The 15,284-nt window shown below is 52.4% G+C and carries 12 protein-coding genes; 5 read left to right on the forward strand and 7 right to left on the reverse strand.

The window, feature by feature from the left end; translation table 11 throughout:
• Positions 1–86: 86 nt before the first annotated feature.
• On the forward strand, positions 87–308 hold the full coding sequence (locus DZC79_RS04555) for a hypothetical protein (protein ID WP_118950366.1): 222 nt from the start codon (positions 87–89) through the stop codon (positions 306–308).
• Positions 309–585: 277 nt separating this feature from the next.
• The gene (locus DZC79_RS04560; RefSeq protein ID WP_118950367.1) at positions 586–1,275 is read left to right on the forward strand and encodes a response regulator transcription factor; all 690 of its coding nucleotides are present in this window, start codon (positions 586–588) and stop codon (positions 1,273–1,275) included.
• Positions 1,276–1,825: 550 nt separating this feature from the next.
• Here the strand turns inward: DZC79_RS04560 and DZC79_RS04565 are convergent.
• A complete protein-coding gene (locus tag DZC79_RS04565; RefSeq protein WP_118950368.1) occupies positions 1,826–3,025 on the reverse strand; it encodes a T9SS type A sorting domain-containing protein in 1,200 nt (399 codons plus the stop codon).
• A gap of 164 nt (positions 3,026–3,189) precedes the next feature.
• Here DZC79_RS04565 and DZC79_RS04570 point away from each other — a divergent pair, with 164 nt between their 5' ends.
• Complete coding sequence (locus tag DZC79_RS04570; RefSeq protein WP_157976922.1) at positions 3,190–5,196, forward strand: tetratricopeptide repeat protein; 2,007 nt, start codon at positions 3,190–3,192, stop codon at positions 5,194–5,196.
• 29 nt (positions 5,197–5,225) lie between these two features.
• The gene (locus DZC79_RS04575; RefSeq protein WP_198666771.1) at positions 5,226–5,864 is read left to right on the forward strand and encodes a response regulator; all 639 of its coding nucleotides are present in this window, start codon (positions 5,226–5,228) and stop codon (positions 5,862–5,864) included.
• A gap of 6 nt (positions 5,865–5,870) precedes the next feature.
• Here the strand turns inward: DZC79_RS04575 and DZC79_RS04580 are convergent, their stop codons facing one another.
• The 4 genes from DZC79_RS04580 to DZC79_RS04595 form a co-directional block, all read right to left on the reverse strand.
• Complete coding sequence (locus DZC79_RS04580) at positions 5,871–6,509, reverse strand: response regulator (protein ID WP_118950371.1); 639 nt, start codon at positions 6,507–6,509, stop codon at positions 5,871–5,873.
• On the reverse strand, positions 6,499–8,487 hold the full coding sequence (locus DZC79_RS04585) for a tetratricopeptide repeat-containing sensor histidine kinase (RefSeq protein WP_198666772.1): 1,989 nt from the start codon (positions 8,485–8,487) through the stop codon (positions 6,499–6,501). Before DZC79_RS04585 ends, DZC79_RS04580 begins: the two co-directional genes overlap by 11 nt.
• Before the next feature lie 85 nt (positions 8,488–8,572).
• Positions 8,573–10,783, reverse strand: a complete 2,211-nt coding sequence (locus DZC79_RS04590) for a gliding motility-associated C-terminal domain-containing protein (RefSeq protein ID WP_118950373.1) — start codon at positions 10,781–10,783, stop codon at positions 8,573–8,575.
• 177 nt (positions 10,784–10,960) lie between these two features.
• Positions 10,961–11,362 carry an ester cyclase gene (locus DZC79_RS04595; RefSeq protein WP_118950374.1) on the reverse strand — a complete coding sequence of 134 codons (402 nt, stop codon included), beginning with the start codon at positions 11,360–11,362 and terminating at the stop codon, positions 10,961–10,963.
• A 141-nt stretch (positions 11,363–11,503) separates the two neighbouring features.
• Between DZC79_RS04595 and DZC79_RS04600 the strand changes: the two genes are divergently transcribed.
• Complete coding sequence (locus tag DZC79_RS04600) at positions 11,504–11,941, forward strand: GNAT family N-acetyltransferase (RefSeq protein ID WP_118950375.1); 438 nt, start codon at positions 11,504–11,506, stop codon at positions 11,939–11,941.
• A 74-nt stretch (positions 11,942–12,015) separates the two neighbouring features.
• Here DZC79_RS04600 and DZC79_RS04605 read toward each other — a convergent pair whose 3' ends face one another.
• Both DZC79_RS04605 and DZC79_RS04610 read right to left on the reverse strand, forming a co-directional pair.
• Complete coding sequence (locus DZC79_RS04605; protein WP_118950376.1) at positions 12,016–14,238, reverse strand: T9SS type A sorting domain-containing protein; 2,223 nt, start codon at positions 14,236–14,238, stop codon at positions 12,016–12,018.
• A 271-nt stretch (positions 14,239–14,509) separates the two neighbouring features.
• Positions 14,510–15,148 carry a response regulator transcription factor gene (locus DZC79_RS04610; RefSeq protein WP_118950377.1) on the reverse strand — a complete coding sequence of 213 codons (639 nt, stop codon included), beginning with the start codon at positions 15,146–15,148 and terminating at the stop codon, positions 14,510–14,512.
• Between the last annotated feature and the right edge of the window lie 136 nt (positions 15,149–15,284).

Here is a 15,284-nt window from a genome sequence, read left to right on the forward strand (position 1 = left end):
TTTTGAAGAACAATAACCAAACGTCCCCGGGTTGTTGGCCGAAACCCGTTTCACCTTATTTTCTGACCCCTTAAACGCGACTCAAGATGAACATAGAAAGGAATAACTTTATTATGAAAGGGCTGCAGGGCCTTTATTGTATACACCACCGCAAAAATCCCAATGTCTATATCAACGATGAGGGCTTTATCACCGTATCTGCCTGCTGCGAAGAATTTCATGGCGCGCTGTATCATGCGCAGGACGCCTTGCGCGAGCAATACGATCAGTTGAGCGTGGAAGCCCGGGAAGAAATGTTGCGATCGTGAGGGCAGTGGTTAACTATCAGACTTTAGATGTTAGATGTCGAAATGTAAGTGTTTGTAAACTTAGAAATTGGAAATTGATTTGGAATTTGATCATTGGACATTGGAATTTGACTTTTGGAATTTGGAATTTGTCTTTTGGAATTTGATCACTGGAATTTAAAACAGGCCTCCCTTCGATGGAGGCTTTTTTTATGGGCCTTTCCGCTTTATTATATGCGGTTTTTTATTACATTGCTGTAAGGTGTCATAGTTGTTGCCTGTTTAAAAGAGAACCTTTATGCAACGGATACTGATGATCGAGGCTGATGATAAGATCGCAAAGCTGGCGGGAGCGCAGCTGGAAGCCGAAGGCTGGGGACTGGATTATGCTTCCGGCGCCGCTTTGGGGCTTACTATGGCCCATGAAAGGCACTATGACCTGGTGATACTGGATATTGAGCTGCCCGATATGCCCGGCGCCGATGCGCTGGCGCAGCTGAAACGGCAGAAGGCAGGAGTGCCGCTGCTGGTCCTTATTCCCAGGCAGGAAGATGTTAGTCCCGATACAACCGGCCTGTATGATCATCTGCTGAAGCCCTTTAGTATGAACAGCTTTATGTCGCGGGTAAAAGCATTAATGCACAGCTCGGTGATGCAGCAGGAAGCGCCTGGTCCCGCGCAGGACAAGATCGTCAGGGGGCCGCTGGTACTGGATGCAGAAAAAAGACGGGTTACCCTGGACGGTGAATTGCTGGAGCTGGGCTATAAAGAATTTGATCTCCTGCAGGTACTTATGGCCCATCCGGGGAGAAGCTTCACTGCGGAAAGCCTGCTCAAAGAAGTCTGGGGTCTGGGTTTTGCAGGCTTCGAACATACGCTGACCGCAGCATTGGGCCACCTGCGGGCCAGGATTGAGCCCGATCCGCTGCATCCCCGCTATATCCTTACCACCTGGGGCGTCGGCTATCGTTTCACCGATGAGTATTAAGTTGTTCTTTTTTCTCGCAGCAAAAGGAACAGCAGTATAATAGAGATCCTTCACTACACATGCTCCGCAAGCTGCGCTCAGGATGACAATTGGAAATTTTCGGATGAAGCTGACATTAGAACATAAACACCACACAGTCATCCTGAGGTCTGCGCAGCAACCGAAGGATCTCTTTCTTTTCTCACCAAGACACGAAACATTAATAGGAAATCCCGCCGCTGCAGCGCTGCGGAATAAATGCTGCTGGTTCACGCGTCCTCGCGTGGACCAACTACATTTCTGTAGCGCCAGGCACACGCGAGGGCGCGTGCCAGCCGGGAACAATGGGGAATTTTCGGATGAAGCTGACATTAGAGCATAAGCACCACACAGTCATCCTGAGGTCTGCGCAGCAACCGAAGGATCTCTTTTCTTTTCTCACAAGACACCAAAGGATTAATGGAAAACCCGGCTGCGCTGTGGTACGCTGCGGGATGAGAAGATGTATTTTATAAAAAAAGGACATGGATCAATATCCATGTCCCGAACAGAAACACTGCTTACTCATTAGCTATTTTCGGATCAGCAATTTCCCTGAAAGAGTCTGCTGGCCCTGTTTCAGGCTTACCAGGTACAGGCCCTCGCTTAACGCGCTGACATCAACGGTCTTGTTCTTTACTTTATCGACATAGATGAGGCTCCTGCCGGACAGATCGCTGATCTTCAGCTCAGCGCCCAGGAAACGGGCATCCAGGTTGATCTTGTCTTTTGCGGGGTTGGGATAAAGCGTGGTGCTTTCAAGCAAAGCCCTTTCGTTGACACCCATACCATCGGTGATGATGATATAGCCGGTCTTGGTGAGCGAATCTGCGCCATCGGCATTCGCTACTTTCAGCTTTACGGTATAAGTACCGGCAGCAGTAAATTTAACGATGGGGTTATTGGAGGTGGCGCTGGTGCCCGACTGGTAGGCTACGTTATTGGGTGTAATTGTCCATTGCCATGTCGTAGGTATATTGGTGCTGAGATCGGTAAAATTGATCGGCGTTACATTGGTATTACCCACAACAGGTGTTGCCGAAAAGTTCGCTACAGGTGGCGCCGGCGCCTTATACAGGCTGAGGCTGTCGAGGACCAGGTCGCTGAACACATTGTTGGGAGCCACTGTAGCGGGATTAGAAGAAGAGAAGATAGTCGTGATGGTATCGGGCGTAACACCGGGCAGCATATCGGGCAAAGTAATGCTGAAAGGTGCATAGGAGGCCTGGGCAGTGAACGTATGCGTGGCATAGCTTACCGTATCTCTTTTGTTATCGCTGGTATTGTAACGGGTCATCAATATACGTGCAGTACCCTGGTCGCTTGCAGATCCGGTCGTATATTTATAATAGCCTCTCAGCTCGGTAGGTTTGACCGATATGGGTGTTCCGCCGCCGGAAACATATTCGACGTTGGCGCCGCCGCCACCGCCGCCGTAGCTGAATTCAGCACCGGTACCATTAACCAGGATACCGATCGTTGTATATTGCACAAAGCCAAAAGGCGCAGTGTTCACTTTGGCTGCAAATGAGCCCTGATAGGCGCCGGATTCTTTGTACAGGGAGTGTACGGGCGGCATCACCACCAGGTTGCTGGAACTCCATCCGACAAGGGAATCTGTGCCGTTGTCGGCCACTGTCCAGTCTTCAAAATTGCTGTTGGGAATTTGTGTTTGTGCCAGGGCCAGCTGTCCTGCTACCATCGCCGAAAAAAAAATAGCGGTCTTTTTCATATTGGGTTATTAAAGGAATTCTAAAATGTACTTTTCCCCGGGGAAAAGCGTTGGATACATAGGACAAAAATACTTTTACTGCATACGGCAGACTAGATACAAGTGTATCATAAAATAATTTTTCATACATTAGAGCAGATGATTTAACCTTTTTACAATTGCCATTGTTGTACCATTTAACACACCGTAGGAGCAGGCTGCTTCGTTACCTGCTTAGCCTATGCAGGAAAAGCGGCGCCCGTATTTTCCCTGCACTGGGTATGTTGCTGTGCCTGGCTGCAATGGCCGCTGCACAGGAGAACCGGACAGTGCTGTATGCCCTGACGCCGGCCAGTCCGCGGGATACCATAGCGATCGCTACGGCTATCCGGGAGGCGCAGCAGCTAGCGGAGACATTGCCCGACAGTGCCCGTGTCCTTCTGAAGAAAAGCCTGTACCAGAGCGGGCAGGCGCTTTATCCCGATGGTATCCGGAAAGGGTTGCAAGCTATACTGCCATTGCTTCCGGAGCAGGAGGGAGAGGCCCTGCTACAACGGGAGCTATGGCTCTGCCGGCATACGGCAGCCCTGGAGCCCGCGCTGGACGTGATCTATTCGGGGCTAGGCAAGATCATGCAGCTATGGGAGCAGTATGACAGGGCCGTGAATTATTACATGATGGCCATACCAATGGCGACCAGGCATCACCCCGAATACCTGGCGACAGTATACAACAACTATGGCGGGTTGCTCTCCCTGATGCCCGATAGCGCGATCAACGTGCAGCGCAGCATGTATTACCTGGATAAGGCGGAAGAAATCGCCAACCGTGACCATAACCTCCGTATCCTCACCTGCGTCTATTGCAATAAAGCCAAACTGCTGCGCAGCCAGAAGCGATACGACGAAAGCCTTGAGCTCTCTTACCGGGGCCTGGCCCTGGCGCAGCAAGGTCAATTCAGCCAGTGGGAAATGGTGCTGCTTAACAATATCGGCGATCTATATTTCAATATGGGACAACCGGCAAAGGCCATTCCTTACCTGGAGCGTGCGCTCAAAGTGGAGGGCCAGGGGATTGCGCCCTATTACCGGAATATGGCGGTCTTTACCCTGGGCGAGGTGTATTACAGCCTCAAGGATATGGACAAGGCGAAGATGTATTTTTCAATGTCGCTGGAGCTGGCCCGCAAGCATGGTATCGTGCGCGATCTGATCGAAAGCAACCGGAAGTTGGCCCAGATCTGCGCGCAGCAAGGCGACTTTGCCGGGGCTTTTGCTCACCAGGTAGAATATTCCCGCCTTAGCGACAGCATGCGTAACCATGAGGTGATCCGCAATGTACAACAGCTGGAAGTAAAGTTCCGTACTTCCGAGCAGGACCGTGAGCTCCTGGAAAACAAGCTGCAGATGGAGCACCAGGAGCAGGCATTGCACCGGAAAAACATGATCATCATCTTATCGGCGGCTTTTGCGCTGCTGGCAGTGCTCATTTGTCTGTTCCTGTACAACCGCTTCAGGCAGAAACGCAAGCTGATGCTGCGCGATGAGGAGATTAAGGAAATGAGAGCCTTGATCCGGGGCGAGGAGCAGGAACGGATCAGGCTGGCCCAGGAGCTGCACGACGGGATCGGCGGTATGCTGGCTGCTGTGAATATGAATATGCAGGCGGCCCGTAAAGATAATTTTGACCATAAGGATGAGCTGCTCGATGTGATGCAGATGATTGAAGATACTACCGACGAATTGCGCAAGACGGCCCATAACCTGATGCCTTCGGCCCTGCTGCGTAAGAACCTGGGTGAAGCGCTGCAGTATTATTGCGATACGATAGGCCATAAAGGCGGTTTGTATATCGATCTGCATCGCCATGGCGACCTGGAAGCAATCAACCCGGCTTATGTGAACATGCTGTTCCGGATCGTGCAGGAGCTGATACAGAATGTGATCCGGCATGCTGCGGCCGACCATGTGATCGTTTCGCTGGAAAAAGAAGGCGACCGGATCGCGCTGATGGTCGAAGATAACGGCCGTGGCTTCGATACGCGCAACCGGGGCCAGGGCTTCGGGCTCGAAAACCTGAATTACAGGGTACGGACGCTGGGCGGTAGCCTGGATATACAATCGGAGCCCGGAGTGGGTACTTCTATTATGGTAACCTTTGAACGGAAAGACGTAAGCCTCCCTGCTATCTGAGGCTTGCACCTGCTAAAATGAATGGAACAATGGAGATCAAGATCATGATCGTGGATGATCACCCGATGATCATCGACGGCCTGAAAAATATGCTGAAGGGCTACAAGCACATACGCCTTGTCGGCGCTTTCAATGACGGTAAGGACCTGCTGACGGCGCTTCCGGCCCAGCAACCCGATGTGCTGCTGCTGGATATACAATTACCCGGTATGCCGGGCGATGAACTGGTACCGCTTATCCTGCAGCAATATCCCGGTATTGCGGTGCTGGCCCTTACCAATTTCAACAGCAGCCTTTATGTAAATACGATGTTCCGGCAGGGTGCATTGGGCTATCTGCTGAAAACCACGCGGCAACCTACGCTGATCGAGGCTATCGAAACGGTATCGCAGGGCCGGACCTTTATCGAGCCTTCGCTGCAGGATAAGCTGCAGCAGGATTATCCGCAGCGGAAGAAAAATATTTATGCGCGGCTGTCCCTGACGATACGAGAAAAGGAGATACTCCGTTTGCTCGCAGCAGGTAAGTCTAACCAGGAAATTGCAGATACCCTGTTCCTGGGTTATAATACAGTGCGCAATTACCGGGCGCGCATTTTTACCAAGCTGGAAGTAGGCTCTATCGGCGAATTGGTAAAGAAAGCGCTTACCCTGGGGCTGGGCGAATAGGCTGGCCTACAGATATCCTTTTTCCTGTGCAATGCGGATGAGGCTTACTGTGTTCTTGGCATTGAGCTTTTGCATCAGGCTGAAACGGTGGTTCTCTACTGTGCGCACGCTGATGCTGAGGCTGGCGGCGATCTCGGGGCTGCTGAGCTCCCGGGAGATCAGACCCAGTATTTCTTTTTCCCTGCGGGTAAGCGGTGATGCCGATACACTTTTTCTTTTGAGCATATCCTGCAGCAGCTGCTCTTTCAGGGAAGGTTCCAGGTATTCGCCGCCCTGCTGTATGGTCTCTATGGCTTCCAGCAAAGTTTCCCGGTTGGCCGTCTTGAGCAGGTAGCCTTTGCTGCCGGCCCTCATTGCGTCTTTAATATGGAAGGCGCTTTCCATGCTCGTTACGACCAGTATGCTTATGGTGGGGTATTGTTGCGTGATGAGCCGTATCAGCTCGTTACCGCTGATATCGGGCAGCTGCAGGTCGAGCAGCAGGATATCGGGCTGCCCGGATTTCAAGCCTTCCATAAGCGCCGCACCGCTGCTGTAAGTGTCCGTCACTTCAAGATGTTTGTAGTAGTGCAGCATATTCCTGATGCCACTGATGACCATCGGGTGATCGTCGGCTATAGCCAGCCGTATGGGTTTATTGCTCATGAGTACTCAGGTCAAATTCAAAATAAAGTGTTGTGCCTTCACCGGGCACACTGCTGCAATGGAATTGCCCGCCAAGGCTTTCCACGCGGGCGTTGAAATTGTGCATGCCACTGCCAGTGGTCTTTCCCGGGAGTGGTTCAAAACCTTTGCCATTGTCTTCGATGGTAATGCCCAGGATGTTACTGTCATAGTTGAACTGCACAAGGGCCTGGTTGGCTTCCGAATGCTTGATGATATTCTGGATCGCCTCCTGGATCATGCGATACAAGGGCAGCTCGAATGCCGGTTCCATCTTGGGCAGGTAGCCATAGTTCCGGAAGTCGATGTACAGGGTATGCGACTGGTTGATCCGGTCGCAATACAGCTGGGTGGCCTCGCTCAGGCCGGCATTCAACAGTATCTCCGGCATCAGGTTATGCGCGGTTTTGCGCAGCTCTCTTATAGTCTCGTCCAGCTGCGACAGGCTCTCGTTGAACCGGGCAGGAGAAGGCTGCGCTGCCATCGCCGCAAAATTCATCTTTATGGCCGACAGCTGGCTGACAAAGCCATCGTGCAGCTCGCGGGCAAAGCGTGCCCTTTCCTGCTCTTCGCCTTTCATGATCGCCTTAAGCTGCTGCACCTCCTGCTCTTTGCTCATCAGCTGCAGCTGCTTTTCCTGCCGCAATCGCTTGTTCCGCGCATTGCGGTACAATAAGAACAGCAATAAAGCCAGCATCAGGCCACCTGCCGATATCGCCGCAATCCACTGGTATTGCTGCTTCAGCCGTTGCTGCTGGTGGCTGATCCTTACCTGGTTCTGGCTGAGCTTTCGGTCTTTCTCCGCGCTCTGCAATGCCGCATCCATCATGTTCATAACCTCGATCGCCTTGTGTGTCAGCGAATCTTCCAGCAGCTCTTTGGTGCTGAGCGCATCATAAGCGGCTTTTGGCTTGCCCCATGCTGCATAAGCAGCAGCTATAACGCGGTAAGGTGTAATGAGGTTGTATCGCTGATCGGCCTGCCGGGCTGCACTGACGGCCGGTTCAAGCATAGCAATCGCCTCCGCATACCGGCCCTTCCGGTAAAAGGCTTCACCCAGCACGAAGGCCGCGTCGATGGCTTCGCCCGGACGGGTATCCGGTTTAAGGTAATACCGCAGCAAGGCGATGGCACTATCGATGTTGTTTTGCTGCAGCAGGGCGGCGGCGGTATTGATCCGGAGCAGGTAATCAAAGTTGTGGTTGTTATCTTTACCGGCAAGCTGCAACGCTTCGGCGGCGGTAGCTATGGCTTTATCCGGCATTTCCAGGCGGCAATAGGCGCTGCTTTTATTGGTCAGGATGCTCAGCAGCTGGTAGTGATGCTTATCTCTGCGTGATAAGGCTTCCGCCTTCCGGATATAAGCCAGGCTACGTTCGGGATAGCCGGTCTGCAGCCAGCAGATACCCAGGTACTGGAAGGCATCGATCAGCGGATCGACCAGGCTTCCCTTAGGATTGACACTGCCCGGTGCTGCATTATCGTACAGGGAGATCACTTTAAAGCAATTCAGCGCGGCGCTGTCAAACATGCCCATGTGAAAAAATACGCCGAACATCGCATTGCGCGCGGCTGCGGTGTAGTAATCCCGATCCTGCTCCTGCTGTTGTATCATCGTAAGGGCTTCGCGGTATAAGGCCAGGCTTCTCCTGTGCTCCCCTTTATTCCGGTAAGCCGTGGCCATATTGGCCAGGGCCAATCCCGAACCGAAAGCATAATTCAGGGACAGGCTTTTGCTTAAAGCCTTCCGTGAATAGAAGATCGTGCTGTCGGGCTGTGTTTCCTGGAAAGCATTGGCCTGGTTGATCAAGGTAGATATCTCAGCCGAATCGGTTCGGGAAATACCGGAATGCAGCTTTCCCGGGACCTCCTGCGCTGTTGCCCGGCAACAAAGCAGGCAAAGGAACAAGGCTGCCGCAGCGAAGCGGCGCCAGGGGGTAATAGAAAGCAGGCAAGGCATTGTCCGGTACATCGGCAGGAAGACAAAGCGGGTTTAACGGTCCATGCTAAAGTACCGATTTCCCCGCGCATTTCCATTGGCGGCGCTACCGCAACAGGGTAATGTCGCCTTTTAGCTGGTAAAGCTTACGCTGGGTGCCGGTTTCCGCAGTGATCGTGTACATATAGGTACCCACATCGGCGGGCCGGCCATTCCAGGTGCCGTCCCAGGCTTTTGCCGGATCATTGCTGAAGTAAATACGCTGTCCGAAACGGTTATAGATCGAACACCTGAAATGCTGTATGGGACAGCCCTCGCTGAACACGATCCCGAATACATCGTTGAGCCCGTCCCTGTTGGGTGAGAAAGCTGTTGGTACCAGGGGCACACAGCTGCATACCTCGTCGGTGATATGGATATCGTCATTAAAGACGCAGGGAGCATCCGTTACCTGCACCGAATAGTGCCCGGTGTCCGTAATGGTCAGCTGGGCGCCGGTGGCGCCGGTGTTCCACTGGAAAGTGGCAGCAGGATCTTTTACACGGGCATCAAAGGTAAGTGCAACAGGCATGCCCCGGCACAATATGGAATCGGCGCCCAGGTCCATCCTCAGGTCTTTTATGGCAACAAAGATGCTGTCTGTTTTTTCGCAGCCGCTATGCCTGACGTTGACCCAGTACCAGCCGCTGGTATCGGCCTGGAAGCTGGGGCCGGTGCTGTTGTCCTGCCATTGGTAGGCTGTGGCATTTGCCGGGGCATTCAGCATGAAGCTGCCCTGGTTGCAGATCACGGTATCGTTGCCCAGGCTGAAGGTAAAGGGCGGAGCAACCACAAAAGTATCGATGCGGTACTGGCAATAGGTCTGTGCGCTACCCACCCAGTAAACGCCGGGCGTGTTGACGGTAAGGCTGGTATCTGTACTGCCCGTATTCCAGGTATAATAAATAGCGGCCGGTCCCTTCAGGCGTATGCTGTCGCCGGCCGTACAGATGATGGTGTCTTTCCTGCCGAACAGGGTGTCGGCCGGTATCGGCCGCACAAAGCCGTTGCAGCCGATGCCCGAGAGGTTATCGTCGGGATAGAACCGATGCGGCATCAGCACGGCATGAGGTTCGTTGTTGCAGGCGGTTCCTGCCAGGTTGGGCTGCTGTATCGCGCCCAGGTAATCGGCATCCCCGGGCACTGCGCTGTTGGACATAATGTAATAGATCTTTTCATCTCTCGCCAGCCGGATCGGTGTCGTTACCGCATACGGCGATTTAATGGTATCGGCTATTACTTTGGAAGCCGCTATAGCCGCAGGAGTGGGCTGATTCAGGTCGAACTGGTACAAAAGGGTTTGAAAGGGATAAGGATTGTTGACATCATCTACCAGGTTGCAGGAGGTAAAATAAAGCTTGGAATTATCTGCCGAGAAAGCCAGGTCCCAGCTGTAGAAGCTATCGAGCGTTTGCGCGTTGGATACGATACCCGTGGCCGGGTTGAAGTCGAACAACTGCTCGCCGCCGCCATAGGTCTCTGGAAAAAGCTGGTAAGGGCTGGTATAAGCCAGTTTTTTGCGGTTGGGCGTTACCGCCATGGAGCCATAGCCATGACTGTAATTGCCGAGATCGGGTATGACTACCGGGGGAAAGCCGGTATTGGAGATCACAGGTGTGGTATTGACCCCGGCCGGGGTAATCTCGAAGGCTTTGAAGCGCGGTGTCCGTTTTTCATGGCACAGCAGCCATATGTTGCAATTGTCGCCCGGTACAGCGGTCATATGCGCGCTCATATTGGTATCGATAAGGTTGGGGCCGCTGATCACGGCGCCCAGACCGCTGTTCTGCGACATGTCCACGATCGAATAGGTAAGCCACAGGAAGGAAGTTGGGCCACCGATGTCTTCTCCGAACACATATCCCGACAAGGTGAAAACATAGTACTGCTGCGGGTTGGCGATTACCGGCAGGATGATCACACCCTGTGGCGCACCGTGGGAGGTCGCATCGAGAAGCGGGTAATTGAACACCCAGCCGGGAGGCGGGTTGATGGAAGAAGACAAAAGATAACCACCGGGCATCACATTGCCATTCCGGTCCCAGATGTATTCGGTATTGGTATAGAACTGCATCCGCCCTGCAGGATCCGATACGGTGGCAATGCAGTTATAGGAAGTGGGTACTGTGGAGCTGAAGGTATCAGGACCGCCACTGTTAAAATTCAGACCCAGCGAGTCGGCGAAGTTCCAGATGGCATTTTCTCTCAAGTGCCAGCCGTGCTGGGCGCAGGCCGACAAAGCATACAGGGTCAGCAGCAGGGTAAATAGTTTTCTCATAAATCATTGGCTTTGCTACGTGGTGCCTTCTTTCCTCACTCCGGTGCCTGATGAGATGAATCAAAAAGATGAAAACAAAACTATTTATCCTGCTGCAAAACAACTAGAGTACAAGCGCTCAATTTTTAAAATGAGTAGAACTACTCAGTTTTCCCGGGACAGAAAAACCTCCGGTTCTTATAGCTGCCCAATGACCTGCATCACATCGTTACGGCCCCAGTGATCGACGTATTGACCATCGCGGAGGCGCACAAAGTCCATTACATTCATGATCACTTCCTTGCCTGTGGGCGCATGGCCCATGATCTCCCCCAGGTGCGTGCCCCGGAGCACTTTGCGGCTGGCGACCAGGTCGCCTTCGCCTACCTGGTCCAGTATCTCTACACGAAGATCGGGAAAGCCGGTCCGCAGCATGCCGATGAACTGTATCAGTCCCGATACATCCTTTGGAATGCCCGGTACGGCGGTATGGTTGGTAAAGTCGCTCGCGACAATCTCGTCGAGCACAGCGGTGTTGCCGCCTTCTATAAATTCTTTGTTGAAGCGAAGGACTACTTGCTTGTTGTCGGCTATTGTCATGGTGTAAAGGTAGCCTGCTTTCTTTAAACGGATTGGTCCTGAGCCATCTCCTGCGCAAACGATCTTCTGCTTCAGCCGCTTTACGGACCCGGATTAGCCTGGATATCCCACGCCGAACGGCTATCTTTGGTTATGAATAGCATGACGATCAGAGCATATCGTAAAGATGACCGGGAAGCTGTGCTGGCTTTGCTGAGGGCCAATACACCGGAATATTTTGCCCCCGAAGAAGAGCAGGACCTTATTCGTTACCTGCTGCATGAAGCGGAATACTATTTTGTATTGGAAGCTGAAGGGCGTATTGTAGCCAGCGGCGGATTTAATCTCCTGGCAGACAAAAAAGAAGCCAGGATCTCCTGGGATATGGTCCATCCTGAAGGGCAGGGCAAAGGCTGGGGCAGCGCCCTGGTTCGCTACCGTTTGCAGCAGATGCAGGCGATCCCCGACAGGGGAACGATTGTGGTCAGGACCTCGCAGCTGGCCTGGCGCTTTTACGAACGTTTCGGCTTCCGTACGAAGGAGGTGGTCAAAGATTATTGGGCGCCGGGTTATGATCTTTATTACATGGAGCTGGTATAAACGAGGGGAAGTCAAGTTTCAAAAAACCTGACTTCCCCTGCTTAAAAACTTGACTTCTCCTGCCTTTATTTTTCCTACTGCTTCACGATCTTTATCGATTGTCCCGTCTCTTCGAGACGGATAAAGTAAATACCGGGAGCAATATTGCTGATATCTATTTCCGTTTCTTCCTTTTTAATGCGATACCGGTTCAGCTCTTGTCCCAGCACGTTCAGCAGGGAAATATTGCCGCGGTAATCCGTTTTTACTTGTAAGGTATAGGCAGCTGGATTGGGGAAGACGACCAGGTTATGTTCTTTGCTGACCTTGTGAATGCTGAGTAAAGGTGCATTGCGCCAGTAGTAGATACCTTTGTCTTTTGCTGCCACGGGTGCAGGCAGGATAAAAGGAATACTGTCGAATGCAATGCACAGCTGATTTGTCCCCAGGAAATCGATATCCGGTAAGGTGATATCCGGTTTACCCAGGCTTTGCCAGTTGGCGCCATTGTCTGTAGACCGGTAAAGTCCGTCGTTGAAGAGATACAGCGTGCCGGTCCGGCTTACCGCGAGATTGCGGAGCTCCCTTCCTGAAGTGCCGCTTGGCCAGGGAAGGCCAATAGGCGTATTGGGCGTTGCATTAGCCGGATTGATCTCAAACAGCTCCCAGTCGGAATACAGGAAGGTGCGGCTACCGGAAGATACCAGGGTCCTGTTGCTGAAGGGCAGCGCATCTTCCATTACAAGGCTCCAGGTGCGGCCTGTATCGACTGATGTATAGAGATTGTTGTTGAGGGTGCTGTCGATAACGACCAGTGCAAACAAGCGCCCGGTGGCATCCTGGGAAACCGTCTCGATGCCGGCAGCGCTGAAGCGACCCAGCTCGCTCCAGGTGTTCCCTTTATCGAACGAACCGAAAAGCTTGCCCCCTAAAGCCGGATCAGGCCCATCCCGGCCAACAAGGAACAGACCGCTCTGCTGACCGGGAATCAGCTGGTGTACCTGGACCAATGCGGCGTTGAATTCGGGCGGAAGTGCAGTTGCTGTAAAGCTGATACCATCATCTTCAGAGCGGAAGAACTTCCTCTGGCTGGTAAGGGCATATAGCACGCCGGGATGCTGGTCGTTGCAGACAAACTGGATATTGGCGCCTGCCGGTCCTACCGGGGCCTGTTGCCAGCCGCTCAGGACAGGAGGCGTACCTGCCGGGGGAGCAAGCGCAGCCACCGATTCGGAGTTGAGATAGTTAAAGGCAAATAACTTGTTATTCGCGTTGAAGAATATATTGTTGATTTCACCGCGCAGCCCTTCGTTGATCTGTTCCCATGCAGTGGCTGCAGCATTACGTTTTTGCGCGACGTATTGGTTGCTGAAGTCATAGATGCCGTTCCTGTCGCCGATGACCTCCACTACATTGTGGGCGCTGTTGTTGAGGTTTGCGCTTTGCCAGGATATAGTGCTGAGGCTGGTTTTGTAAAGTCCCGATGCGCTGCCGAGCCACAAGGTAGCCGCAGCACTGTCGCAATAGAGGCTGGTATACGTCTGCGCAGGGTCGGGCAGGCTGACCGAAGTCCAGTCCACGTAGGTGTCTGAGTAAATGAGCTCCGTCATCTGGGTAACCAGGTTCTTACACAGGGCGTAGACCCTTCCATTCGGGGCTTCAGCGAAGCGGTATACTTGTTTGGCGGTGAAATTAGCATGCCTGATGTTGCCGCCATCGTCTGTAGAAAGCCAGATACCGTCGTTGAAGCTCCCGATCAGCAGCTTATTGTTACGGGTATAGTGGATCGCTTCAGGTGTGGAAATGAACGGATTGCCGAAAGGAATGATCTGCCCGGTGGCGCCCCGGTTGGTAAGCTTGACTACCCCACCTATAGTTCCGGCAAAGAAGAGGTTGGGGTTTTTTATTTCCGTAAAGCAGTAATAGTTTTCGTGTAGACCGCTGACCGGGTTGGTTACTAAAGAATACTGCTCCCAGGTCTGTCCCAGGTCGGATGTAACAAACAGTCCGCCGGGATATACATCGCTACCGACATATAAACGGTTAGATGCTTTTTCTACAGTAATAGAAGGTGTCTGCCAGTACGTGCCGTCGGGTGGCAGGGGACCGGGGATTTCCGTCCATGTGCCGTCGAGCGGTTTATAAAAAACCTGGTTGCTCTTGGTCACCATAAAGAGGGTGCCGGCGTCGTTGACGGTAACATCTTTAGGCACTGCGTTCATGGGATAGCCGCTATAGCGGAACCATTGCTGGGCTTGCAACCCGGAGAGGCTGCACTGGAACAGGAGCAGCAATAGTAAAATTTTTGTCTTTGTCATTGCCTGTCTTAATTGGTCGTTATAAATATGGTTATCGGTTATGTCAAAGGTACTTTGCCACGGTGGTCTGTTAAATACCAACAAGAAGGTATTTTAAGGGTTGTGTTTTTTTGCTACGGCGGGGGCAGGCAGGCGGGATATGGTTCCTGGAATAGCGATGGGGCGTGGATTTAAGCGGTATGAACCCGGGAGTTCGCTCTTAGAGTCTCCCGGGTTTATTGGACAGGTGGCCGTTGGTCAACCCTGTGTTTTTAGCATAGGTCCCGGGCGATTACAGCATACCGTATTCGATCGCTTTCTTGATAAGCGAAGGGGAATTGCCGACCTCGAATTTCTGCATCAGGTTATGCCGGTGGGTTTCTACCGTTTGCGGGCTGATGAACAATTGCTTGGCTATAGCCGCTGTGGTTGCGCCATCACTGACGAGCTGCAGGATCTCCTGTTCTCTCTGGGTAAGGCGGGGCTTGGTTTTCGGTTTTTTTTCCTGGGAAAAAAGGATCTGCTGTAATTCGTGATTCATCAGGAACTGGTTGTTCAGTACCTGGAAAATAGCAGTCACCAGGTCGTCGCGGGAAGTATTTTTCAGCAGGTAGCCATCGGCGCCGCTTTGCAGCATTTCCATAATGACGCTTTTTTCCATATGGTTGGTCAGCGCGATGACCTTGATATCTTTATTCAGCGCCTTGATCGTTTTGCAAACCTCTATGCCCGACATTTCCGGCAGGCTGATGTCGAGGAAAACAATCGCAACGGGCTCCTGCTGCAGGAAGGCCAGCGCTGCTTTGCCTTCTGTGAACGTACCGGCAATCCGGATGCCTTCGACCTGCTTCAGGATACTGCACAGGCCCTCGATAAAAATGGCATGGTCTTCTACAATAATGATGGGAAGGGGTGTTGGCAATTGGGACATGGCTTTTGCAGTTTGCGGTGTTGCTACAAAATTGCCGATAATTTGCTTTCAGTTGCTCCGGGTATTCCCTGAATTTTTCTCAGGGTTTTCGTGGAGCACTGAAAATGGAGCCTTCTGTCGATTGTCTGTTCTCCTC

This window comes from Taibaiella helva (assembly GCF_003545695.1).
GTDB classification, from domain to species: domain Bacteria; phylum Bacteroidota; class Bacteroidia; order Chitinophagales; family Chitinophagaceae; genus Taibaiella; species Taibaiella helva.

Coding starts and splice junctions, on each gene's coding strand:
- DZC79_RS04555 (WP_118950366.1), top strand. CDS start 87: ATGAACATAGAAAGGAATAACTTTATTATGAAAGGGCTGCAGGGCCTT.
- DZC79_RS04560 (WP_118950367.1), top strand. CDS start 586: ATGCAACGGATACTGATGATCGAGGCTGATGATAAGATCGCAAAGCTG.
- DZC79_RS04565 (WP_118950368.1), bottom strand. CDS start 3,025: ATGAAAAAGACCGCTATTTTTTTTTCGGCGATGGTAGCAGGACAGCTG.
- DZC79_RS04575 (WP_198666771.1), top strand. CDS start 5,226: ATGGAGATCAAGATCATGATCGTGGATGATCACCCGATGATCATCGAC.
- DZC79_RS04580 (WP_118950371.1), bottom strand. CDS start 6,509: ATGAGCAATAAACCCATACGGCTGGCTATAGCCGACGATCACCCGATG.
- DZC79_RS04585 (WP_198666772.1), bottom strand. CDS start 8,487: ATGCCTTGCCTGCTTTCTATTACCCCCTGGCGCCGCTTCGCTGCGGCA.
- DZC79_RS04590 (WP_118950373.1), bottom strand. CDS start 10,783: ATGAGAAAACTATTTACCCTGCTGCTGACCCTGTATGCTTTGTCGGCC.
- DZC79_RS04595 (WP_118950374.1), bottom strand. CDS start 11,362: ATGACAATAGCCGACAACAAGCAAGTAGTCCTTCGCTTCAACAAAGAA.
- DZC79_RS04600 (WP_118950375.1), top strand. CDS start 11,504: ATGACGATCAGAGCATATCGTAAAGATGACCGGGAAGCTGTGCTGGCT.
- DZC79_RS04605 (WP_118950376.1), bottom strand. CDS start 14,238: ATGACAAAGACAAAAATTTTACTATTGCTGCTCCTGTTCCAGTGCAGC.
- DZC79_RS04610 (WP_118950377.1), bottom strand. CDS start 15,148: ATGTCCCAATTGCCAACACCCCTTCCCATCATTATTGTAGAAGACCAT.